The following is a 23593-nucleotide window of genomic DNA, read 5'->3' on the forward strand; positions in this document are numbered from 1 at the left end:
AACGGCCCGACCGCCGGCGTGGAAATGAATCCTTCCGATGTTGTCGATAGCCGGAGGCTATCAAGTCGCCAGCGGCTATCATGTGCGGTCCGATGAAAGACATCCGCACTCCCGACTCCGCTGCCGACCCGGGCCTGCGCCATCTGCGCCGGCAGCTGGATACCGTTTCCAGCCGCGACTTCGGCCGCCTGCTGGGCCGTTGGCGTGCGCTGTCGCGCCGGCCCGACGAGAACAAGCTGGCGGCATTGCGCGCGGATATCGAGCGCTCGGCGGCGAAGCGCCGCGCCCGCGTCGCGGCGAAGCCGGCGATCAGCCTGGACGAATCGCTGCCGATCAGTGCGCGCGGAGAGGACATCGTCAAGCTGATCCGCGAGCATCAGGTGGTGGTGATCGCCGGCGAGACCGGCTCGGGCAAGACTACCCAGCTGCCCAAGCTGTGCCTGGCCGCCGGTCGCGGCGAAGCGGGCATGATCGGCTGCACCCAGCCGCGCCGGCTGGCCGCGCGCTCGGTCGCCCGTCGCGTGGCCGAGGAGCTGGGCACGCCGGTCGGCGACATCGTGGGCTTCCAGGTCCGCTTCAACGATCAGGTGTCCGAGCGCAGCCTGATCAAATTCATGACCGACGGCATCCTGCTCGCCGAGACGCAGGGCGATCCGTGGCTGAGCGCGTACGACACCATCATCATCGACGAGGCGCACGAGCGCAGCCTCAACATCGACTTCCTGCTGGGCTACCTGAAGCAGCTGGCGTCGAAGCGGCCCGAGCTGAAGATCATCGTGACCTCGGCCACGATCGACACCGCACGCTTCGCCGAGCATTTCGACGGCGCGCCGGTGGTGGAGGTGGAAGGGCGCGCGTATCCGGTCGAGCTGCGCTGGCGGCCGGTGGATGCCTCTGCATCTGTAGGAGCGCACCCTGTGCGCGATGCTCTTGCACCGGTGGAAGCAAAGAGCCATCGCGCACAGGGTGCGCTCCTACGGGGGCCGCGCGACGCGTTTCAGCAGGGCAGCGCCGAACACATCGCCGCCGTGCTCGATGAAATCAGCCACGACGACCCGCGCGGCGACGTGCTGATCTTCCTGCCCGGCGAGCGCGAGATTCGCGATGCGCACCAGCTGCTGTCGCGCCGGCAATACCGCGAGACCGAGATCATGCCGCTGTACGCGCGGCTCTCGGCCGGCGACCAGGACCGCGTGTTCAAACCCGGCATCAAGCGCCGCGTGGTGCTGGCCACCAACGTCGCCGAGACTTCGCTCACGGTGCCGCGCATCCGCTATGTGATCGACACCGGCAGCGCACGGGTGAAGCGCTACAGCCAGCGCAGCCAGCTCGAGCGGCTGCATGTGGAGCCGATCTCGCAGGCCGCGGCCGATCAGCGCAAAGGCCGTTGCGGAAGAGTCGGGCCGGGCATCTGCTATCGCCTTTACGACGAGGCCGACTTTGCCGGTCGTGCCGCGTTCACCGATCCGGAGCTGCTGCGCTCATCGCTGGCCAACGTGATCCTGCGCATGTTGGCGCTGCAGCTGGGCGACGTGGAAGCGTTCCCGTTTCTGGAGGCGCCGGACCCGCGCGTGGTGGCGGATGGTTACCGCCGCCTGGCCGAGATTTCGGCGATCGACGATGGGCGCAAGCTCAGCGCGATCGGCCGCACGCTGGCGCGACTGCCGATCGACGTGCAGCTGGCCCGCATGCTGGTCGAGGGCGAAAAGCTACACTCGCTGCGCGAATTACTCACCATCGTGTCGTTCCTCAGCATCCAGGATCCGCGCGAGCGCCCGTCGGACGCGCGCCAGCAGGCTGACGCGGCGCATGCCGCGTTCGCCGACCCGAAATCAGATTTCGTCGGCGTGCTGAACCTGTGGCGTGCCTACCATGACTCCCACGAGGAGCTGACCCAGTCGAAATTGCGCGACTGGTGTTCGCGGCACTTCCTCAGCTTCATGCGCATGCGCGAGTGGCGCGAGCTGCATCGGCAGTTGCTGCTGGTGGTGGCGGAGCTTGGCTGGAAGCTGGATGCACCTGCGCCCTCTCCATCATCGCAAGCGATGGGGGAGAAGGTTGGGGCGAAGGGGCGCTCTATGTCGAAACGGGAGTCCCCTTCACCCAACCCCATTCCCCGCGAGCGGAGGAGAGGGCTCAAGCGTGATGGCGTGCGGGACCCTGTGGTTGCAGCGATCAACGAGACGGATGCAAGTCGTCTTTACGAATCCGTGCACCGCTCTTTGCTCGCCGGTCTGCCCACCCAAGTGGGTCGCAAGGACGAGAAGGGCGTGTACCAGAGCACGCGCGAACGCAAGTTCCAGGTTTTCCCCGGCTCGGCGCTGGCGAAGGTGCCGCCGAACTGGATCTTCTCCGCGCAGATCCTCGACGTGGGTGGACGCGTGTGGGGCATGATGAACGCCCGGGTGGAGCCGCTGTGGATCGAGCAGCAGGCGGCGCACCTGCTGCGCATGAGCTGCCGCGATGCGCACTGGTCGAAGAAGCGCGGCTGCGTGGTTGCGTACGAGCAGGTCAGCTTGTTCGGGCTGGTGCTGGTGGAGAAACGGCCAGTCACTTTCCAGCAGCAGGATCCGGCACTGGCACACGCCATCTTCCTGCGCGAGGCGCTGACCCGTGGCGACATCGAGAGCAAGGCCGATTTCGTGCGAGCGAACCAGCACGTGCTGGAAGAGGCGCTCGGCATCGAGGCCAAGCAGCGCCGCGAAGGACTGGTTCGTCATGAGGACGATCTGGTCGCATTCTTCGAGGGCAAGTTGCCGGAAGAGATCGCCAGCAGTCGCGCCCTGGATGCGTGGTATAGCAGGGCGCGCCCTGCCGAACAGGCTGCGCTGCGCTGGTCGCTGGACGACGTGATGGCGGGCGGCACAGGACTGGATGCCAAGGCGTTTCCAGCGTCGTTGGAGATCCCGCCACAACACTACCGGCTGGAATATCGTTTCGTACCAGGCGACGCCGCCGACGGCGTGACCTTGCATCTGCCGCTGGCGATGTTGAATGCGCTCCCGCCCGCTCGCTGCGAATGGCTGGTGCCAGGCCTGCTGAGCGAGAAGGTGGCCGAGCTGATCCGCGGCCTGCCCAAGGCACTGCGCCGCAACTTCGTGCCGGCGCCGGATTTCGCCCGCGCCTTCGTCGAGGCCGAAGCGCCCCGCGACGAGCCGCTGGAGAAGGCGTTGGCGGCGTTCCTGAAACGCGCCACCGGCGTCGATGTTGCCGCCGCTGAATTTTCCGCCGTCGAACTGCCGCCGCATTTCCTGATGCGCTACCGCTTGCATGACGGGGATACTTCATCGAAGCCGGGCAAGACGCTGGCCAGCAGCCGCGACCTCGCCGCGCTGCGCGGACAGTGGGAAGGCCAGGCACGCGAGGCGTTTTCGCGCAAGACCGACATCGAGCTGACCCGCGAAGACGTGGCGAGCTGGGACTTCGAGGAGATTCCCGCGCAGGTGCGTTCCAGCGGCGGACTCACCGCGTTCCCGGCGCTGGTCGACCTGGGCGAGACGGTGGCGTTGCGAGTGTTCGAACGCAGCGACGAGGCGCGCGCGGCACACCGGCAGGGCGTGGTGCGATTGCTGCGCAATGCGCTGCTCAGCGATGCGAAGCAGGCGCGCCGGCGCCTGCCGATCGGCAATGCGCTGGCGTTGAAGTACGCTTCACTAGGAGGAGTCGATGGCCTGCGCGAGGATCTGCTCGAAGGGGGTTTCGGCGACCTGCTCGAACGGCACGAGCTGGACGTGCGTACCGCCGGTGCGTTCGAGAAGCTGCGTACGCAGTTTTCGCGCGAGCTGTTCGGCGCCGGCATCGAACGGCTGAAGCTGGCCGAGCCGATCATCGAGGCGCAGGCCGAACTCAAGCCCTGGCTGCAGCCGCCGCTGCTCGGCTTCGCCCGCGCCAGCTACGACGACCTGCGCGAGCAGTTCGACGCGCTGATGACGCCCGGCTTCCTGCGTGAACTTCCGCCGGCACGGCTGGCGCATTACCCGCGCTACCTCAAGGCGATGCGCCTGCGCGGCGAGCGGCTGCGCCAGGACCCGGCGAAGGATCAGCAACGGATGCTGCAGGTGATGCCGTACTGGCGCGCCTACCTGCAGCACCGCGCCGCGGGCGCAGCTGCGGCAGACCTCGCCGAGCTGCGCTGGCTGATCGAGGAGTGGCGCGTGTCGCTGTTCGCGCAGGAGCTGAAAACCGCCGAGCCGGTATCGGCCAAGCGGCTTGCGAAGGCGCTGGCGGTGCTTTCCTGAGCCGCGCGGTCAGTGCGTCCGTTCGACGTGCACGTCGCCGTTGCAACCTTCCACGTACATCAGCCAGGTGCCCATCAGCGAAGGCTTGACCTTGACCGCCGGATTGGTGGCGCTCATGCAGGAGGGTGCATCCGAGCTGACCTGCTTCCATACCTGGCCGTTGTCCAGAGTGAACTGATCCTGGCCATGCCAGCCATCGAAGTGCCCCACGATGTGCGCGTCTATCTTGCTGCGCTTGGCCTTGCCGGCATAGAACACCGGCTTGCCGCTGGCGTCGACCATCTTGGTGGTGACCTTGCCGTGCGTGCTCAGCCAGCTGTCGAGATTGGCCAGTTCCTGCGGCGACAGCTTGTCCAGCCCTGCCGCCTTGAACTCGCTGTCGCTCATGCGCTGCTGCAGTCCGGTGGTCTGCTGGGCATGTACGGTCAGGCCCCACAACGGCAGCGTCAGTAGCATGGACAGGATCAGGTGACGTGGGCGGATCGGCATGGGTAAGTCCTCGGGGCACGGCGGATCGTGGAACGGCATGATGGACGATTCTGCGCGGTAAAGCGCCCTCAAGCCAAGCACTGCTCACGCCGGCCGGGCCCGGTCGTGCGCCTGCCGACCGCCGGCGGACCGCTGCGGCTACCATAGCGGTCTGTACCGGACATCCTGTCTCATGGCCCGAGCCGTCAAATCCTCCAGCTTGCTGTCATGGCGCGACGGTGCCGGCAGCTTGTCGCCGCTGCTGGCCGAGGCATTGCAGGCGTGTGCCGCGCATCCCGTTCCCGAAACCGAATGCTGCGATGTGCTTGACCTGCTCGGCATGCTCGGCTGCGATGCGCAAACCCAGGCGGCGGCCTTGTGGTTCGAGCTGGCGCGGGTCGATCCGGCGCTGTGGAAGGCGCAGGCCACCAAATTGCCGGCCGAGCTGCAGCGCCTGGTCGGTGGCCAGCAGGCGGCCGAACAGGTGTGGGCGCTGCACGCGCAGCGGGCACCGGAAGGCGCGGCCGAAGGCTTGCGCCGCCTGTTGCTGGCGATCGTGCGCGACCTGCGGGTGGTGTTCGTGCTGCTGGCGCGGCAGCTGGCGCGCATGCGCGCGGCGTCATCGCTGCCGGCGGAGCAGGCCGCCGCGCTGGCGCGGCTGACCCGCGACATCCATGCGCCGCTGGCGAACCGGCTCGGCATCTGGCAGCTGAAGTGGGAACTGGAGGACCTGGCGTTCCGCTTCCTGCAGCCGGAAACCTACCGCCGCATCGCCAAGCTGCTCGACGAGCGGCGCAGCGACCGCGAGAGTTTCATCCGCGAATCGCTGGACGAGTTGCAGCGCTCGCTTGCCGCTGCCGGCATCCATGCCGAGCTGGCTGGGCGGCCCAAGCACATCTATTCGATCTGGAAGAAGATGCAGCGCAAGTCGCTGGACTTCTCCGACCTGTACGACATCCGCGCGGTGCGCGTGCTGGTCGACAACGTCACCGACTGCTACGCGTCGCTGGGCGTGGTGCATGCGCGCTGGCCGCATCTGCCTGGCGAGTTCGACGACTACATCGCGCGGCCCAAGGCGAACGGCTACCGGTCGCTGCACACCGCCGTGCTGGGGCCGGAGGGCAAGACGCTGGAAGTGCAGATCCGCACCCACGAGATGCATCGCGCGAACGAACTGGGTGTGGCCGCGCACTGGCGCTACAAGGAAGGCGGCAGCAGCGATGCCGAGTTCGAGGCGAAGATCGCCTGGATGCGCAAGCTGCTGGAGCCGCGCGGCGATGACGACAGCGCGCTGGCCGCCGAGCTGCATACCGAGCTGCTGGAAGACCGCGTCTACCTGCTGACGCCCAAGGGCGAGGTGTTCGATCTGGCGCGCGGTTCGACCGTGCTGGATTTCGCCTACCTGGTGCATACCGAAGTCGGCCATCGCTGCCGCGGCGCCAAGGTCAACGGCCGCATCGTGCCGCTGACGTTCCAGCCGCAGAGCGGCGATCGGGTGGAAATCCTCACCACCAAGCTGGGCGAGCCCAGCCGCGACTGGCTGTCGCCGCACCACGGCTATCTGAATACCTCGCGGGCGAAGGACAAGGTGCGCGCGTGGTTCCGCCGGATCGCCCATGACGCGAATCTCGCGGCCGGCCGCAGCATGTTCGAGCGCGAGCTCAAGCGGCTGGGGCTGTCGGGCGCGGACGTGACCAAACTGCCTGCGCATTTCCACCTGCAGACCCACGATGAACTGCTGGTCTCGCTGGCACTGGGCGAGCTCACGCCCGGCCAGATCGCACGCGTGGTGCAGGAAGCCGCCCAGCCGCCGGCAACTCCGCCGCCGGCGGTGACCGCGCGGCCGGCCACGCTCGATCGCAGCGCGCTCAGCATCGAAGGTATCGGCAATCTGCTGACCACGTTGGCGCGCTGCTGCCAGCCGCTGCCCGGCGATCCGGTGCGCGGCTTCATCACCAAGGGGCGCGGCGTATCGGTGCACCGTACCGATTGCGGCAGCCTGGCGCGGCTGGCGCGACGCGATCCGGACCGGGTGATCGAAGTGAGCTGGGGCAGCGCCGCCAGCCAGGCCTACGAGGTCGACATCGAACTGCGCGGCTATGATCGCAAAGGCTTGCAGAAGGACGTCACCAGTGTGATCAGCAACGCCGGCACGCACATCATCGTCTCCGCCAGCCGGTTGCTCGCGCATACCGGCGAGGTGGAAATGCGCTTCACCCTGCGCGTGCGCGACTTCGAGCAGTTGTCGACCCTGCTCGGCAAACTGCAGGCTCTGCCGAACGTGATCGACGTGCGCCGGGTCGGCGTCGGCTGAATGACCGCGCAATGCCCAGACATGGGCGGGGCAGCGACCGGCAGCCCGATGTTAAGCTGCAGCGACAGCCTGCACAGCTACGTATCATGAGCGGACGCCGCGACCAGCACGACACACATCCACCCACCCGCACCGAGCCCACGCTGGGGGATCTCGATCGTCTGGATGTGCCGCGCGCACCATCCCCCGATGGTCTGCCGCAGATGTCTGTCGAGCCCCGCCGTCCGCGTGCGAACACGCGGGCGGACACCGACGAGCCGGAGCCTCGCCGCTACCGTCGGCGCGGCAAGCGGACTCCGCTGTTGCTGCTGCTGGCGATCGCGGTGATCGCAGCCCTCTGGCTGGGCCAGAATCGCTTGCGCGGCATGTTGCCGCGGACCGACTTCAACACGGTGCTGGCGCAGGCGCAGCAGGCCTTGCAGGAGGGCCGTCTGGACGGCCAGAACGGCACCAGCGCGCGTGAACTGTTTCAGGCCGCGGCGGCGCTGGAGCCGGACAACGACCGTGCCCGCGACGGTTTGCGCCAGGTCGGCCAGGCGGAACTGGCGCAGGCCGATGCCGCGCTGCAGGCCGGCCATTTCGATCAGGCAACGCAGGAGGCGGCGGCCGCACGCGAATTGCTCGGCGGGGGCAGCGACATCGACCGGCTCGATCGTGCGATCAGCAGCGCTCGCGCGTCGCAGGTGCAGACGGTGGATCTGGTCGACCAGGCCAGGCAGGCGCTGGCCGCCGGCAAACTGGGCGGCCCCGATGGAGCCGGTGCGTTGTACCAGCGCGTGTTGCGCGCCGATCCCGGCAATGCGGTGGCGGCGCACGGACTCGACCAGGTCGGCGCCGCACTGGCGGTGCAGGCGCGCAAGGCATTCGATGCGAACGACACCGACGCGGCGAACGCCAGCATCGAGCAACTCGCCGCCTTGCAGCCGAACAATGGTGCGTTGCCGGCGCTGCGCGCGCTGCAGGCGCAGACCCGCAAGCAGGACAACGCCGCGCTGGACGCGCTCCTCAAGCAAGGCCAGGACGCGTTGCGCGCCGGCCGCATCGGCGGCGCCGGCGACGATACGGCGCTGGCCCATTTCCAGGCCGCCCTCAAGCTCGATCCGGACAACGCGCAGGCAAAGGCCGGCCTCGGCAAGGTGGCGCAGGCGATGACGGTGCAGGCGAGCGCCGCGATCGACGCCGGCGACACCGCGCAGGCGACCAAGTTGCTCGACCAGGCCGCCGAGCTGGCACCGAAGTCGGCCGATCTGGCCGCTGCACGCGCACGCTTGAAGAGCGCGCCGTCGCAGCCGGCCGCGGCTCCGTCGGAAAACGACAGCGAGGCGCCGCCTGCGCCGGTGGTGTTGTCGCCAGAGCAAAATGCGGCGGTGGCGCGACTGGTGCAGCGTGCGAAGGTGGCCACGAAGAACGGCGACATCATGATGCCGCCCGGCGACAGCGCGTACGACCTGTATCGCAGTGCGCTGGCGATCGACGGCAACAGCGACGCGGCGACGCGCGGACTGCAGGGCTTGCCCGGGCAGGTCGAGCTGCAGTTCAACCTGGCACTCGCCGCCGGCAACCTGAAACAGGCCGACGACATGCTGGCGAACCTGGCCGAGCTGGCGCCGGGCGACGCGGTGCAGAACGCGCTGAGCGACCGCCTGACCAGCGCATGGCTCGATCAGGCCGAGCAGCAGCTGGCACGTGGCGACCGTATCGACGCCGCGCAGTCGCTGGCGCATGCCCGCAAGCTGTCACCGAATCATCCGCGCGTACTCGATCTGACTGCCCGGTTGCAGGGCAACCAGTGAGCGCTGCATGACGGTACTGGTGTTCGGCGGCAGCAGCCAGATCGGTCACTTCCTGATGCCCCGCCTGCTGGCCGGCGGTGAGCCGGTGCTGGCATTGAGCCGGCGTCCACGGCCGGCGCAAGCCGGGGTGAACTGGCTGCAGGGCGCGCTGCCCGCCGACGTTCCGGCGCTGCCGCCGTTGTCGGCGATCATCAGTTTCGGTCCGCTGCAGGGGCTGGCCGACTGGCTGGCACAGGCCCGCCTGAGTGATTCGCCGCGGGTGATCGCCACCAGTTCGATGAGTGCCGAAACCAAGCGCGACTCCAGCGTGTCCGCCGAACGCAAGATCTCACGCCAGTTGCGTGATGGCGAAGCCGCGCTGGCCGCGGCATGTACCCGTCACGGCTGCGCCTGGACCGTGCTGCGGCCGACCCTGGTCTACGGTGCCGGACTCGACAAGAGCCTGACCCCGATCGCCCGCCGCGCGATGCGCACGCGTTTGTTTCCGTTGCCGGCCGGTCATGGCCTGCGCCAACCGGTGCATGCGGACGATATCGCGCAGGCGGTGATGGCGGTGCTGGACTGCCCGGCGACATCCGGCCGTATCTTGCCGATCGGCGGCGGCGAGCGCCTGCCGGCCGGCGAGATGTTCGCGCGTGTGCGTCGCAGCCTGCCGCAGGCCACCGTGCCGGTGCCGCTGCCCGTGTGGCTGTTGCAGATGGCCCGGTTCGCGCTGCCGCCGTTGCGCGGACCGCTGAGCCGGCTGGACAGCGACCTTATCGCCGACAACGGCGAATTGCAGCGGCTGCTGGGCATTCGCCCCCGGCCGTTCCGGCCGGAAGCATCGATGTGGATGTCATCTACATAGAATAGAAACGCATGGCTGGCGTGGGAGGCTCCTGGGGAAGCTTTTGTGGGAGCGACTTCAGTCGCGATGCTCTGATGCATACACACATGGATCGTGAGCATCGCGACTGAAGTCGCTCCCACAGGTCAACAAGATCGACAGGTCGACAGGCACACATTGCCCGCGTCTGGCCACAAAACCGGCCGACGCGTTCATATGCGCGCCGGGTAGCAGGCCCTATGATCGAACCACTTGATTGCCGGATTTCCCCACGTTGGACTTCTTGAATCGTCTTCGCTCGCTCGCCCGTCGATGTTGGCCGTGGCTGCGCATCCCGTTCTGGATCGGCATGGGCTTGTTGTTCGGCTTCGTGCTGCCGTACACGCTGGTGCTGAACAAGCGCGTGCAGGATCGCTTCAACGATCTGGTGTTCGCCGTGCCCACCCGGGTCTACGCGCGACCGCTGCCGCTGGCCGCCGACATGCCGATGACGCCGGCTGCGCTGGAGCTGGAACTGACCTTCGCCGGCTACAGCAACGACGGCCACGGCCAGGTCGCCGGCAGCTGGGCGAAGCAGGGCACGCGCTATACGATCACCTCGCGCGGTTACGCCGGTCCCGACGGCGGCGAGTTGCCCAAGCGCATTCGCGTCACCCTGGGCAAGGGCATCGTGCAGTCGGTGCAGGATGCCGCCAGCAACAGGACGATCGCGCTGGCGCATCTTGATCCGGCGCGCATCGCCACGCTGTACGGCGCCAGCCAGGAGGAGCGCCGCTTCGTGCATCTGGCCGACGTGCCGCCGCTGCTGCTGAGCGGTCTGCAGGCGGTCGAGGATCGCGATTTCAAACACCATATCGGGATCGACTTCAGCGCAATCATGCGCGCCGCGGTCGCCAACCTGCGCGCCGGGCATACCGTGCAGGGCGGGTCCACGTTGACCCAGCAGCTGGTTCGCAACCTGTTCCTGAGCCGTGACCAGAACTTCACGCGCAAGCTCAACGAGGCGCTGATGTCGCTGCTGCTGGAGGCGCATTACAGCAAGGGGCGGATTCTCGAGGCTTATGTCAACGACGTCTTCCTCGGCCAGCAGGGCGGCCAGGCGGTGCACGGTTTCGCGGCGGCGTCCGAGTTCTACTTCGGGCGCCGGCTGGAGGACCTGCGCCCACAGGAGATCGCGCTGCTGGTCGGCATGGTGAAGGGACCGAGTTATTACGATCCGCGCCGTTCGCCGGAACGCGCGCTGGCCCGGCGCAATCTGGTACTGCAGGAGTTCGCCACCACCGGCCTGCTCAGCGCGGCGCAGCTCAACGCCGCGCAGGCTGCGCCACTGGATATCGTCAGCAACGGCCAGTTGCCGCACAACCGTTTCCCCGCCTTCATGCAGCTGGTGCGCACCCAGATCACCGCCGACTTCGACGATGAAACCCTGAGCCAGGGCAATCTGTCGATTTTCACCACGCTCGATCCGGCCGCGCAGCTGTACACCGAGCAGGCGATCACCGAAACCATGAAGAGCCTGGGCAGACGCGCCGATCCGCTGCAGGCGGCGGCGGTGGTGACCGATGCGAAGACCGGCAGCGTGCTCGCCGTAGTGGGCAGCAAGATCCCCGGAGAACAGGGCTTCAACCGCGCGCTCGACGCGCGCCGGCCGATCGGCTCCACGGTCAAGCCGTTCGTCTATCTCGTCGCGTTGACCCAGCCCGAGCGCTGGAATCTGGCCAGCCTGCTCGACGACAGCCCGATCAGCATGCGCCAGCCGGACGGCAGCATGTGGACACCGCAGAACGACGACAACCAGAGCCACGGTCAGCTGCCGATGGTCGACGCGCTGGCCAAGTCGTGGAATCTCGCGACCATCCATATGGGCTTGCAGGTCGGGTTGCCGCGGATCAAGGCATTCCTCGAATCGTTCGGCCTCACCGACGTCAACCCGAGTCCGTCGCTGCTGATCGGTGCGATCGACCTGGCGCCGCTGCAGCTGGCGCAGCTGTATCAATATATCGCCGCCGATGGTCATGCGCTGCCGCTGGTCGCGGTGCGCGGCGTGGTCGACGGCAACGGCCGCACGATCAAGCGCTATCAGGTGCAAGGCGGCAGCGGCGAATACCAGGAAGCGGTGCGGCTGACCACGTGGGCCATGCAGCAGGTGGCGCTGTACGGCACCGCCAGTTCGATCGGCAATTCCGGACTGGCGTGGCTGCATGCCGCCGGCAAGACCGGCACCAGCAACGACACCCGCGACAGCTGGTTCGCCGGCTTCACCGGCGAGCATCTGGCGGTGTTCTGGATGGGTCGCGACGACAATAAGTCGACCGGCCTGTTCGGTGCCACCGGTGCATTGCGCGCCTGGCGCGACCTGTTCGCCAAGCTGCCCACCCGGCCACTGTCCACCGCAACGGCCGACGGCCTGGAGATGGCCTGGATCAACCCGAGCGACGGCAAGCGCACCGAGCCGCAGTGCGAAGGCGCGCGGCAGTTTCCGGTCATCGCAGGCACCTTGTCGACCGATACCGAAGGCTGCTTCTGGCAAGGCGTGCAAAGTCTGTTCGGCGGCGGTCATCCTGCGCCCGCCGGCAGCGCCGCGCCTGGCGCCACCGACATACCCATCCGGAATTGATCATCATGTCGCATTCGTTCAAACACTTGTCCGCGCTGTCCTTCCTGCTGGCTGCCGCGCTGCTCGGCGGCTGCAGTCTGTTCGAGTCGGCACCGACACCGGCCAGGCCTACCGTAGTGCCCGACCACGACATGGTCGGGGCCATCCGCGCCGCCGGCGACCGCGAAAAATCCGTCATCGACGTCAACCCGTTGCGCGACCCCGGGGTCGCCAGCTTGCAGGACATGGCGAAGAGCGACGAACAGGCCGGCCGCTACGCGGACGCCGCGGGCAAGCTCGACCAGGCGCTAAAGCTCAGGCCGGATTCGCCCGACTTGCTGCAGGATCGTGCCGAGATCGCGATACGCCTGAAGGACTTCGCCAGGGCCGAAAAACTCGCGCGCCAGTCGTGGTCGCTCGGTCCCAAGCTCGGCCCGCTGTGCGCACGCAACTGGCAGACCATCGTCGAGATGCGCCTGCAGGCCGGCGACGCCGCCGGCGCCGATGCCGCGCGCAAGGGAGTGCAGCAGTGCCACAAGGCGGGGATATCGCGCTACTGAGCAGGCGCCGCCCGGTTCGTCGACGCGATGCATCATTTCGACGCTTGCAGGAAGAGCGTCAGGCGACGGACCTATCGTGCGAGCGACCAGGGCTTCGGAACGGCGTAGCGGGCAGCGGCACGGTTTTGCCGCACGCCGGCGCTCCGCCATACTGGGTGGATGACCGCCATCGATGACACCGAGTCCGACGACATCGGCACCCTGCTCGGTGCCGACGGCCCGTTCGCGCGCGAGCTGCCGAACTTCGCGCCGCGGCTGGCGCAGCAGGCCATGGCGCTGGCGGTGCAGCGGGCGATCGCGGGGCGCGACACGCTGATCGCCGAGGCCGGCACCGGCACCGGCAAGACCTTCGCCTATCTGGTGCCGGCGCTGCTGTCGGGCGAGCGGGTGATCATTTCCACCGGCACCAAGACGCTGCAGGACCAGCTGTACTTCCGCGACCTGCCGAAGGTGCGTTCGGTGCTCGGTGCGCGCCTGAAGACGGCGCTGCTGAAAGGGCGCGCGAATTACCTGTGCCTGTACCGGCTCGATCAGACCGTGCGCGAGGGCGCCACGTTCGAGCGCGCGCAGGCGGCGCAGCTGGCGACGATACGCGCGTGGTCGGCACGCACGCGGCGCGGCGACCGGATGGAGCTGGCCGAAGTGCCGGAAGAATCGCCGCTGTGGCCGCGCGTCACCTCGACGCCGGAAAACTGTCTCGGCGTGGAGTGCCCGTTCTTCGACGACTGCCATGTGGTGAAGGCGCGCCGCGAAGCGCTGGAAGCCGACGTGGTGGTGGTCAACCACCATCTGCTGTTCGCCGATCTGGCGCTGAAGCAGGAAGGCTTCGGCGAGATTCTGCCTGGCGCGGCCGCATTCATCCTCGACGAGGCGCACCAGATCCCCGAGCTGGCCGGGCAGTTCTTCTCGCAGAGCGTCAGCGCGCGCCAGCTGACCGAGCTGGCACAGGACGCGCTGGCCGAATGCAACGGTATCACCGGCGCGATCGGCCTGCTGCTGGAGCCGGTGGAGGCGCTGCAGGATGCGTTGCGCAAGCTGCGGCTGGCGATGGATGCATTGCCGGCGCGCGGCGCGTTCCAGCAACTGCAGGACCGCGCCGACGTGCGCAGCTCGCTGCATGACCTGCGCGAACTGCTGGCCACGCTGGCCGAACTGCTGGCTTCGCAGGCCGAGCGCTCGCGCGGCATGACGAACCTGCATGAGCGCGCCGACCTGTTCGTCGAACGGCTGGACCGCATCGTCGAAGGCGAAGGAAGTCGCGACCGCGACGTGCGCTGGTACGAAACCTTTCCGCGCGGCTTCGCGCTGTACGCCACGCCGCTGGATCTGGCAGTGCCGATGCGCGGCCTGCGCGAGCGCACCCACGCCGCATGGATCCACACCTCGGCCACGCTGTCGGTAGCCGGCAACTTCGATCACTTCGCGCGTCAGCTCGGGCTGGATGATCCGCAGACCTTGAGCCTGGAAAGTCCGTTCGACTATGCGCGGCAGGGCATGTGCTATCTGCCGGCGGGCCTGTCCGATCCGAACGCCCGCGATTACACCGAGCAGGTGATCGAGGCCGCGCTGCCGGTGCTGCACGCCTCGAACGGGCGCGCGTTCCTGCTGTTCACTTCCCACCGCGCGCTGCGTCGCGCCGCCGAACTGCTGCAGGACAAGGTGCCGTGGCCGTTGTTCGTGCAGGGCACCGCGCCGCGGCCACGCCTGCTGGAGGAGTTCCGCGCCAGCGGCCATGGCGTGCTGCTCGGGGCAGCCAGCTTCTGGGAAGGCGTCGACGTGGTCGGCGAAGCGCTCAGCGTGGTGGTGATCGACAAGCTGCCGTTCGCCGCACCGGACGATCCGGTGCTGATGGCACGGCTGGAGGCGCTGGAGCAGTCCGGCATCAACCCGTTCATGGGCTGGCAGGTGCCCAGCGCCGTGATCGCGCTGAAGCAGGGCGCCGGTCGCCTGATTCGCGACGTGCACGACCGCGGCGTGCTGGTGTTGTGCGATCCGCGGCTCACCACCAAGGGCTATGGCAAGCTGTTCCTGGCCAGCCTGCCGCCGATGCCGCGCACACGCGAACTGGCCGATGTGCGAGCATTCTTCGAAAGCGCAAAACCGTAGGAGCCCGCTGGCGGGCGATGCTCTTGCGGACTGACCAACAACATCGCGGCTGAAGCGGCTCGCACAAGGCGCCGTTCGCAGCATCTTCGCGTCGACGATTTCTACCGGCATGCCGCTCAACGCACAGGAGCCAGCGCCATGGCTGACTCGATCGAGCCCACACCGATCACCGCGCCCGAGCTGCAGCCGGTGCTGGAAGAATTGCGCCGCCGCGAGCCGATCTTCCATCGCCCCGAGTTCGGTACCACGCGTGCCGACTACGAACGCATGGCTGCCGCCGACTTCTGGGAAATCGGCGCTTCCGGCCGCCGCTACAGCCGCGCTCAGGTCCTCGACGTGCTGGAGCGCCGCGCCCCCGATCCCGCCGAACATACCTGGAAGACCCATGACTTCCATTGCCGCGAACTCGGGCCGGACACGTATCTGCTGACGTACACCCTGGAGCAGGGCGAGCGGGTGAGCCGGCGCAGTACTGTCTGGAGGCGCGCAGGCGACGAATGGCAGATCGTGTTCCATCAAGGGACATTGGTGACGCCGTGCCAGCACCGTCCCTGAGTCCAATGCCCAGGCCCAAGCGGCACGATCCGACCCGTGTAGGAGCCCGCTAGCGGGCGATGCCCCAACGCGCCGACGAAGATCATCGCGGCTGAAGCCGCTCCCACAAGAAGCACTACTTGCCGCAGACACCGGCCACGAACATTCAGTCCAGCGCTGCGCCGAAGCGATGGATGCGCGGCAGATAGTGATGCCGAGGATCCAGTGAGGCGACCACGTAGCGCGATCGCCCCACGACTTCATCGCGCGCGAAGAAACCGAGATAACGCGAGTCCATGCTGTTGTCGCGGTCGTCGCCCAGCAGCAGGTACCGACCTGGCGGCACCTTCACCGGACCGAAGTTGATGGCCGGGCTTGGCCGGTTCACCGACAGGCGTATCGCGTGACGGATGTCGCCGTAGCGTTCGATCCGGTAGCGGGCCGGATCCAGCAGGTCATCGTGGATGCCATCGTAGCTGCCGGCGGTATAGCTGGCGGCCCGGCCGTTGATGAAGATCACGTTGTTGCGCATCGCCACCCGGTCGCCGGGCAGGCCGATAACCCGTTTCACCAGCCGCTCGTGCGCCGCGCGGGAATCCAGCACCACGATGTCGCCGCGTTGCGGATCGGCCAGGTGCAGCAACGAGATGTGGGTCAGCGGCAGGCGTACGTCATAGGCCAGCTTGTCGACCAGGATGCGGTCGCCGATGCGGATGGTGGGCTGCATCGATCCGGTCGGCACCACGTTCCAGTCGGCCACCGCACTGCGGAACACGACCATGCACAACATGAAGGTGATGAAGCCCTTGTTGCGGGCCAGAAACTTCGCAATGGTGCGCATGGCTTGCCCCTTTTTCGCGATCGGATGGCCAGCCTTTCTGCTGGCGAACTGTTACAGAGACCGCGCCGGCGGTGCGAAGGTTCGCGGTCATCGGCATGCCATCTTGCGGCCAGCGTGCGGCCCGCCATTGCCTGCGCCATCGCCCTCGTTGCTGTTCTGATCGACGCTCCGACCCAGGGAGTGCAGGACATGGTCAAGTGGACACAGACGGTGACGGCCAAGGTGCTGGGCATCGGTGTGCTGGCGTTGCTGATGACGATACCGCTGATGCAGGTGAGCGGGCTGGTGAGCGAGCGTCAGCAACTGCGCGAGACCGCGGTTGCGCAGATCGCGCAGGGCTGGGGCGGTCAGCAGGTATTGGGCGGTCCGGTGCTGACGGTTCCGACGCTGACCCAGCTGATGGCGGTGGACAACCGGCCGCCACAGACTCTCTCCGGCAGCGAGAGCATGCTGGCGGACGAGTTGAAGATGGATGTGGCGCTGGCCGTGCAGACGCGCAGCTACGGTATCTACACCGCGCCGGTATTCGTCTCCACGGTGAAGATCAGCGGGCAATTCCGGGCGCAGGACCTGGCCCAGTTCCGCCGCGCCAGCAACGCGCAGTGGCAGGGCAGCAAGGCCGAGTTGCGCCTGCCGATCGGCGACCTGCGCGGCCTGCAAGAGGTGAGCGAGTTGCTCATCAACGGCAGGCCGGCGCGCTTCGACTCGTCGGCCGATCGGCTTGGTCCATGGTCGAACGTGGTGGTGCCGATCGACCTGGATGCGCTGGCCGACCAACCGATCGATGTCGAGATCAATCTCAAGCTGGCCGGCACCGAATCGCTGCAGCTGCTGCCGCTGGCGCGCAGCACCGACGTGGCGATGCGCGCGCCGTGGCGCGATCCGAGCTTCATCGGCGCGGCGCTGCCGTTGGAGCATCAGCTCGACGCCAAGGAATTCAGCGCGCACTGGCACATGCTCGATCTCAATCGCAGCTACGGCCAGCACTGGACCGATGCCGGGAATGGCCTGGACGGGGCATTGCAGGCATCCACCTTCGGCGTGCAGCTGTACCAGCCGGTCGACGTGTACCAGCGCAACGTGCGCGCGGGCAAGTACGGCTTGCTGTTCATCGCGATGACGTTCGTGGCGTTCTTCCTGTTCGAAGTGCTCAAGCGGCTGCGTGTGCATCCGGTGCAATACCTGCTGGTCGGCGCGGCGCTGGCCACGTTCTACGTGGTGCTGCTGGCGCTGTCCGAACAGATCGGTTTCGGCCTGGCTTATACGCTGGCCGCGATCGCGGTGGTCTTCATCGTGGGCGGTTACGCGATGGCGGTATTGCGTGCCCGCCGCGCCGGACTGTTGCTGGGCGGCGTGCTGGGGCTGATCTACGCGATGCTGTACGGGTTGATCGCGGCCGAGCAGTACGCGCTGTTGATCGGCGCGCTGGTGCTGCTGGTGATGGTGGCGTTGATGATGTATCTGACCCGCCGCATCGACTGGTATGCGTACGTGCCCATGACAGCAGGACCGACGACAACGGGGTCGGCATCGACCGAACCACCGGTGCCGCCACCGGCTATCATGGAGCGATCATGAATCTGCTCGCGATCGAAACCGCCACCGAAGCCTGCTCCGTCGCCCTGATCCACGGCGACGAACTGATCGCGCGCAGCGAGATCGCCCCGCGCCGGCACACCGAGCTGGTGCTGCCGATGGCCGATGCGCTGCTGGCCGAAGCCGGCATCGGCCGCCATGCGCTGGATGCGATCGCGGTGGGCCGCGGCCCCGGTGCGTTCACCGGCGTGCGCCTGGGCGTGTCGCTGGCGCAAGGCATGGCGCTGGCGCTGGACGTGCCGGTGATCACCATTTCCTCGCTGGCCGCACTGGCGCTGGAGGCGCCGGAAGAAGAAGGTACCGCGATCCTCGCCGTGATCGACGCGCGCATGGGCGAGATCTACGCCGCCTGCTACCGCCGCGACGACCATGGCGGGCTGATCGCGCTGGATGACGAGCGCATCTGCACCGCTGCGTCGCTGCTGTTGCCGGAAGCCGATGCCTGGCAGGTGGTGGGCAGCGGCTGGGCCACCTATGCCAGCATGCTGAGCCAGCGCCTCACGGGCAGGCTGCGCTCGGCCGATGGCATGCGTTACCCGCAGGCCGCCCATGTCGCCGAACTGGCGTTGCGCGAATTCCATGCCGGTCACCTGCAGGCGCCGGAGCTGGCGCTGCCGGTGTATCTGCGCGACAAGGTGGCGCTGACGCTGGTGGAGCAGGGGAAGGCGTGAGTCGGCGGTTGTTCGCTCTTCACAAGCAGGGATGACCAGCCGATGAGCCGGTCGCCGCACGACATCATCAATGATCTGGAGCGGGATCGGTCGTTGCACGAACCGGACCGGCTGCGCGAGCGCAGCGAAGTACTCGATCGTCTGGAGAGCTGGCGCCTCTGTGGTCTGCCCGGCCATCTGGAGACGGCCGTGGAAGCGGGGCTGCGCGATCGCATCGAGGCGTTGTGCGTCGACCTTGAATCCGTCGACGACCAGCTCTGCGAAAGCATTCGCCGGGACGTCCAGCTCGGCGCGGGTGCCCGCCGATTGCTCGAGTGTGCGTACGCGGCCGGTCCGGATGAGGGCGGCCGGACGGCGGGCGACAGCTATGACTATCTGGATGCGTTGATCAGCGGCGTCCTGCAGATCGACGAGCCCGGGATGCCGCTCGCCGGGCTGGCCGCGGAGATGGTGTTTTACCAACCCACGCCGGCACGGCATATCTTCGACATGATCGCGCGCACCGCGCTCGATGAGCGCGACGTGCTGATCGACCTTGGCTCCGGTCTGGGTCAGGTCCCCATGCTCGCCGCGATCTGTACCGGCGCGCGCTGCGTCGGTATCGAATGGGAGGCGGCTCATGTCGAGTGCGCGCGGCGCTGTGCGCACTCGCTCAACCTCGACCGGGTGACGTTCGTGCAGGGCGATGTGCGGGAGATCGATTTATCGGCCGGCACGGTGTTCTATCTGTACACGCCGTTCGAGGACACGATGCTGCGCGACGTACTGGACATGTTGCGGGCGCAGGCGGCCACGCGCGAGATACGCATCTGCACGCTGGGACCCTGCACCGCCACCGTTGCGCAGGAGCGCTGGCTGCAGGTCGTCGGTCCGTGGGAGATCCATCGGGCCGCCGTGTTCCGCAGCGCTTGAATGCGTGTTGCCGGTGTACCTGTGCGGACCGTGTGGCATTGATGGAGCAGAGGGCAGAAGTGAGTGGAGAGAAGTGAGGGGTGAGGGGTGAGGGGTGAGTAAAGCTCTCCCCCGGCCACTTTCCGCTCCCAGCCGACCAACTCGTTTCTCGCTTCTCTCCACTCACTTCTCAGAGTTGTCCGATCACCAGCTGCACCAGCAGACTGCTCACCGCCACCGCGATCCACACACCCAGCCCCAGCAGGATCGGCCGTGCGCCGCTGGCAGCCATCTTGCGCAGATTGGCGGACAGGCCGATCGCGGTGAGCGCCACGATGATCAGGAACTCCGCCAGCATGTGGATGGCCGGCTGGATCGCTGTCGGGATCAGGCCCGCAGTGCGGATGGCGGATGCGACCAGGAACCACAGGATGAACCACGGAAAGATGCTGGCCAGGCTGAAATGGCCCACGGTGCCGGCTTGTGCATGCCTGCGCTTTTCGCGGGCGGCGACGGCGAAGGCCAGCACCAGGCAGACCGGGATGATCAAGGTGGCGCGGGTCAGCTTGACGATGGTGGCGTAGTCGCCGGCAGTCTTGCTGAAGCTGTAGCCGGCGGCGACCACCGACGAGGTGTCGTTGATCGCGGTACCGGCCCACAGGCCGAAGCCCAGGTCGGACAGGTGCATCAGATGGCCAAGCAGCGGGAACAGCAGCACGGCGACCAGGTTGAACAGGAAGATGGTGGAGATCGCGAACGCGGTATCGTGGTCGTCCGGGCGGATGATCGGGGTTATCGCGGCGATCGCCGAGCCGCCGCAGATCGCGGTCCCCACGCCGATGAGGATCTTCAGCTTGTCGTGCACGCCCAGCCAGCGTCCCAGCAGCCACGCGGCGAGGAAGGCCACGGTCATCGTCACCAGGGTTACCGACAGCGATTCGAAACCGGTCTTGGCAACCTGGCCCAGGCTGAGCCCGAAGCCCAGCGCGATGATCGACCACTGGAGCACCTTCTTGCCGGCGAACGCGATGCCCGGCGTGTAGCGTTCGCCGGGCGACAACAGGTTGCGCACCACGATGCCGAGCACGATGCCGATCACCGGTCCGCCGATCAGCGGCAGCCAGCGCCCCAGCAGCAAGGCCAGCAGCCCGATCGCCAGGGCCAGCAGCAGGCCGGGCGCGCGCATGCGCAGCGTAGGGTGAACGAGGGTGGCGATGGACGATGTGGACATGCGTGGGCTCCGGCAATGCGCCATTGTCCGCCGGCAGCACTATCAGGAAAATTGGGAATATATGATGGAATGTATAAAATAAGCTGATGATCAACATCAGCCCCCGCCAACTGGATGTGTTCGTGCAGATCGCGCTGCTCGGCAGCGTGCGCGCCGCCGCCGAACGGCTGCACCTGACCCAGCCGGCCGCCAGCATGGCGCTGGCGGAAATGGAACGGCAACTGGACGCGCCGGTGTTCGCGCGCGAGCGTGGCCGCCTGCGCCTGAATGCGCGCGGCCGCGAACTGCTGCCGCTGGCGCAGGAACTGCTGGAACGTCATGCCGAGTTCGGCCGACGCGGCAGCGAAGACGGTGCGGCGCTGAGCGGCGAACTGCGCATCGGCGCCAGCAACACGGTGGGCAACTACCGTGTCGGCGAGCTGCTCGGCACGTTCGTGCGCGCGCATCCGCAGGTGGCGATCCGCCTGCGGGTGGCGAATACCGAAGCGATCGCCGCCGGCATGCTCGATCACAGCCTCGACATCGGCTGCGTCGAAGGGCCGGTGACGCATCCGTTGCTGGAGGTGCGGCCGTGGCGCGACGACTTGCTGGTGGTCTGCGCGCCGCCGGAGCATCCGCTGGCGCGCAAGCGCAGCCTGAAACCCACCGATTTCGCCGGCGCGCGCTGGGTGTTGCGCGAACCCGGCTCGGCCACGCGCGCGACCAGCGAGCGGGTGCTCGCGCAGCTGCCGCCCGGCGAGACCGTGCTTGAACTCGACCAGATCGAGGCGATCAAGCAGGCCGTGGTGGCCGGCCTCGGCATCGCCTGCCTGCCCGAGGTGGCGGTCACCGATGCGCTGGCGACGGGACGCCTGAAGGCCTTGAAAACGCCGTTCCTCGATCTGCGCCGCAAGCTTTCCCTGCTGCTGCATCGGCAGAAATACCGCGGTGCGCTGCTGGAGGCGTTTCTGAAAGGCGCCGATCTGGAAGGCATCGATGTGGAAGGCGTCCGCCCCGGCGGGCGCCGTCGCTGAGACGGCCGCCGCGGGGCCGTCCTCAGTCCACGCCGGGAGACGCTGCCACGGGCTCCTGCGCGCCCACGATCCGGCTCAGCAAGGCTTCGGCCTGTTCGTGGGTATGCGCGCGCAGCAGCTGTGCGGCGTGCCGGCGCAGATCGGCGTGGTCCAGCGTGGCGAGGCGGTCGCGCACATGCAGGATCTGACTCGGATGCATGCTGAATTCGCATAGGCCAAGCATCAGCAGCAAGGCGGTGAAGTTCACGTCGCCGGCAATCTCGCCGCACAGGCTGACCGGCTTCTTCGCGCGGCGGCCGGCGCTGATCACATGCGACAGCAGCCGCAGCAGTGCCGGTTGCAACGGGTTGTAGATGTTTTCCAGCGCGTCGTTGCCGCGATCGGCGGCGAGCACGTACTGGGCCAGGTCATTGGTGCCGATGGCCAGGAAGTCGGAATACTCGAGCAGCGCGCGCACGTTGATCGCCGCCGCGGGCACTTCGATCATCGCGCCCAGGGGCAGCTTTTCAGGCAGGTCGATGTTCTCGCGTTTCAGGTCCTGCCGCGCCAGCTTGAACAGCGTGCGCACCGCAATGAGCTCATCCGGCTGGGTCACCATCGGTACCAGTACGCGCACCGGGCCGTAGCAGGCGGCGCGCAGGATCGCGCGGATCTGGGTGGTGAACACCGCCGGATAACGCAGCGACAGGCGCACGCCGCGTACGCCCAATGCCGGATTGTCCTCGCCGCGCAGGGACAGCCCGGCGGCATCGGCCTTGTCGGCGCCCAGATCCAGCGTGCGGATGGTGACGGGCAGGCCGCCCATGCCCATCACCAGGTCGCGATAGGCGACGAATTGCTCGTCTTCCGACGGCAATTCCTTGTGCTTGAGAAACAGGAATTCGGTGCGGTAAAGGCCGACGCCGTCGGCGCCGCGCGCACGCGCCATCGCCACGTCGGCCGCCGTCTCGGCGTTCGCCAGCAGGCCGATCTCGATGCCGTCGCGGGTACGTGTGGGCGCATTCGCCAGCTTGGCCAGGCGGCGGCCCTCGATCGTCGCCTCGCGTTGCCAGGCCCGATAGCGCGACAAGTCCTGCGCGGCCGGATGCACGATGGCTTCGCCGCGTTCGGCGTCGAGCAGGATCAGGTCGTCATCGTGGATGTTCGACAGGGCATCGCGGGTGCCGACCAGCATCGGTAGGCCGAGGCTGCGCGCCAGGATCGCGCTGTGCGAATACGCGCTGCCGGAGCTGGCGACCACGCCGAGCAGTCCGCTGCCGGCCAGGTGCGCCATGTCGGCCGGGGCGATGCTGTCGGCAATCAGGATCTCGCCGACGCGCGCTGCCAGCTTGCGCTCCTGCGGACTGGTCTGCCGCTGCAGCGCGGAGATCACCCGGTTGATCACCTGCTCGACGTCTTCCTTGCGGCTGCGCAGGTAGGGGTCGTCCATCGCCTCGAACACCGCCGTAAGCCGGTCCCGCTGCTTCTTCAATGCCGCGCCGGGGCGGTAGTGGCCGATCCGAACCAGGTCGTCCAGTCCACGCAGCAGTTCCGCATCGTCCAGCAGCAGGCTGTGCGCGTCGATGAATTCGTTGACCTCGCGCGCCAGGGCGCCATGCAGCTTGCCGCGCAGTTCGCGCAACTCCTGCCGCGCGGTATCCAGTGCGCGATGCAGCAGCAGCAACTCGCCTTCGATCTCTTCCTCGGACAGCGGACGCGTATCGACGGTGTAGCGGCTCGGGTGAACCAGCCGGGCACGGCCAAGCGCCATGCCATGGGCGGCGATCATGCCGTGGAGCAGGTGCCTCATGCGTTGCTCCTTGTCGCGGAGCCGGGAATGGGGAGTCGGGAATCGGGAGTCGGCAAAGCCGGCAGCACGACGCTGACGGCGAAACGCCAGCGCGTGCAGGCGCTGCTTTTACCCACTCCCGGTTCC

The 23593-nt window shown here is 67.5% G+C and carries 16 protein-coding genes; 12 read left to right on the forward strand and 4 right to left on the reverse strand.

Going from position 1 to position 23593, the window contains the following annotated elements:
- Positions 1–92 precede the first annotated feature (92 nt).
- Entirely contained in the window at positions 93–4238 is a 4146-nt protein-coding gene (gene hrpA / locus ACFPPB_RS14560; protein ID WP_465269356.1) for an ATP-dependent RNA helicase HrpA, read from the forward strand.
- Positions 4239–4247: 9 nt separating this feature from the next.
- On the opposite strand, the gene ACFPPB_RS14565 is transcribed toward hrpA, so the two are convergent.
- The gene (locus ACFPPB_RS14565) at positions 4248–4727 is read right to left on the reverse strand and encodes a hypothetical protein (RefSeq protein WP_377328326.1); all 480 of its coding nucleotides are present in this window, start codon (positions 4725–4727) and stop codon (positions 4248–4250) included.
- A gap of 172 nt (positions 4728–4899) precedes the next feature.
- Between ACFPPB_RS14565 and ACFPPB_RS14570 the strand changes: the two genes are divergently transcribed.
- The 7 genes from ACFPPB_RS14570 to ACFPPB_RS14600 all read left to right on the forward strand — a co-directional run bounded on the left by ACFPPB_RS14570 (position 4900) and on the right by ACFPPB_RS14600 (position 15456).
- The gene (locus ACFPPB_RS14570; protein ID WP_377328328.1) at positions 4900–7020 is read left to right on the forward strand and encodes a RelA/SpoT family protein; all 2121 of its coding nucleotides are present in this window, start codon (positions 4900–4902) and stop codon (positions 7018–7020) included.
- Between the two features lie 86 nt (positions 7021–7106).
- Entirely contained in the window at positions 7107–8813 is a 1707-nt protein-coding gene (locus ACFPPB_RS14575; RefSeq protein ID WP_377328330.1) for a hypothetical protein, read from the forward strand.
- Positions 8814–8820: 7 nt separating this feature from the next.
- Complete coding sequence (locus ACFPPB_RS14580; protein ID WP_377328332.1) at positions 8821–9660, forward strand: SDR family oxidoreductase; 840 nt, start codon at positions 8821–8823, stop codon at positions 9658–9660.
- Between the two features lie 253 nt (positions 9661–9913).
- Positions 9914–12256: a penicillin-binding protein 1B gene (gene mrcB / locus ACFPPB_RS14585; protein ID WP_377328334.1), complete on the forward strand. Its 2343-nt coding sequence runs from the start codon at positions 9914–9916 to the stop codon at positions 12254–12256.
- A gap of 5 nt (positions 12257–12261) precedes the next feature.
- Positions 12262–12795 carry a tetratricopeptide repeat protein gene (locus ACFPPB_RS14590; RefSeq protein WP_377328336.1) on the forward strand — a complete coding sequence of 178 codons (534 nt, stop codon included), beginning with the start codon at positions 12262–12264 and terminating at the stop codon, positions 12793–12795.
- A gap of 159 nt (positions 12796–12954) precedes the next feature.
- Positions 12955–14901, forward strand: coding sequence for an ATP-dependent DNA helicase (locus ACFPPB_RS14595; RefSeq protein WP_377328338.1), 1947 nt, complete (start codon positions 12955–12957; stop codon positions 14899–14901).
- 138 nt (positions 14902–15039) lie between these two features.
- Positions 15040–15456, forward strand: coding sequence for a nuclear transport factor 2 family protein (locus ACFPPB_RS14600; protein ID WP_377328340.1), 417 nt, complete (start codon positions 15040–15042; stop codon positions 15454–15456).
- Between the two features lie 145 nt (positions 15457–15601).
- Here ACFPPB_RS14600 and lepB read toward each other — a convergent pair whose 3' ends face one another.
- The gene (gene lepB, locus ACFPPB_RS14605; RefSeq protein WP_377328342.1) at positions 15602–16276 is read right to left on the reverse strand and encodes a signal peptidase I; all 675 of its coding nucleotides are present in this window, start codon (positions 16274–16276) and stop codon (positions 15602–15604) included.
- 189 nt (positions 16277–16465) lie between these two features.
- On the opposite strand from lepB, the gene creD reads away from it, so the two are divergent.
- Genes creD through ACFPPB_RS14620 form a run of 3 tightly spaced genes read left to right on the forward strand, consistent with a single transcriptional unit; the run spans position 16466 to position 19455 of the window.
- Entirely contained in the window at positions 16466–17854 is a 1389-nt protein-coding gene (gene creD / locus ACFPPB_RS14610) for a cell envelope integrity protein CreD (protein ID WP_377328344.1), read from the forward strand.
- Positions 17851–18543 carry a tRNA (adenosine(37)-N6)-threonylcarbamoyltransferase complex dimerization subunit type 1 TsaB gene (gene tsaB, locus ACFPPB_RS14615; RefSeq protein WP_377328346.1) on the forward strand — a complete coding sequence of 231 codons (693 nt, stop codon included), beginning with the start codon at positions 17851–17853 and terminating at the stop codon, positions 18541–18543. Before creD ends, tsaB begins: the two co-directional genes overlap by 4 nt.
- Before the next feature lie 42 nt (positions 18544–18585).
- Positions 18586–19455 carry a methyltransferase domain-containing protein gene (locus tag ACFPPB_RS14620; protein ID WP_377328348.1) on the forward strand — a complete coding sequence of 290 codons (870 nt, stop codon included), beginning with the start codon at positions 18586–18588 and terminating at the stop codon, positions 19453–19455.
- Positions 19456–19624: 169 nt separating this feature from the next.
- On the opposite strand, the gene ACFPPB_RS14625 is transcribed toward ACFPPB_RS14620, so the two are convergent.
- Positions 19625–20665 (reverse strand): YeiH family protein, encoded by a 1041-nt coding sequence (locus tag ACFPPB_RS14625; protein ID WP_377328350.1) that lies wholly within the window; start codon positions 20663–20665, stop codon positions 19625–19627.
- 86 nt (positions 20666–20751) lie between these two features.
- Here ACFPPB_RS14625 and ACFPPB_RS14630 point away from each other — a divergent pair, with 86 nt between their 5' ends.
- Positions 20752–21678, forward strand: a complete 927-nt coding sequence (locus tag ACFPPB_RS14630) for a LysR family transcriptional regulator (RefSeq protein ID WP_377328352.1) — start codon at positions 20752–20754, stop codon at positions 21676–21678.
- Between the two features lie 22 nt (positions 21679–21700).
- Here ACFPPB_RS14630 and ptsP read toward each other — a convergent pair whose 3' ends face one another.
- Positions 21701–23467, reverse strand: a complete 1767-nt coding sequence (gene ptsP / locus ACFPPB_RS14635) for a phosphoenolpyruvate--protein phosphotransferase (RefSeq protein WP_377328354.1) — start codon at positions 23465–23467, stop codon at positions 21701–21703.
- Positions 23468–23593 lie beyond the last annotated feature (126 nt).

This window comes from Rhodanobacter terrae, from assembly GCF_042657005.1.
In the GTDB taxonomy this organism is placed as follows: Bacteria; Pseudomonadota; Gammaproteobacteria; order Xanthomonadales; family Rhodanobacteraceae; genus Rhodanobacter; species Rhodanobacter terrae.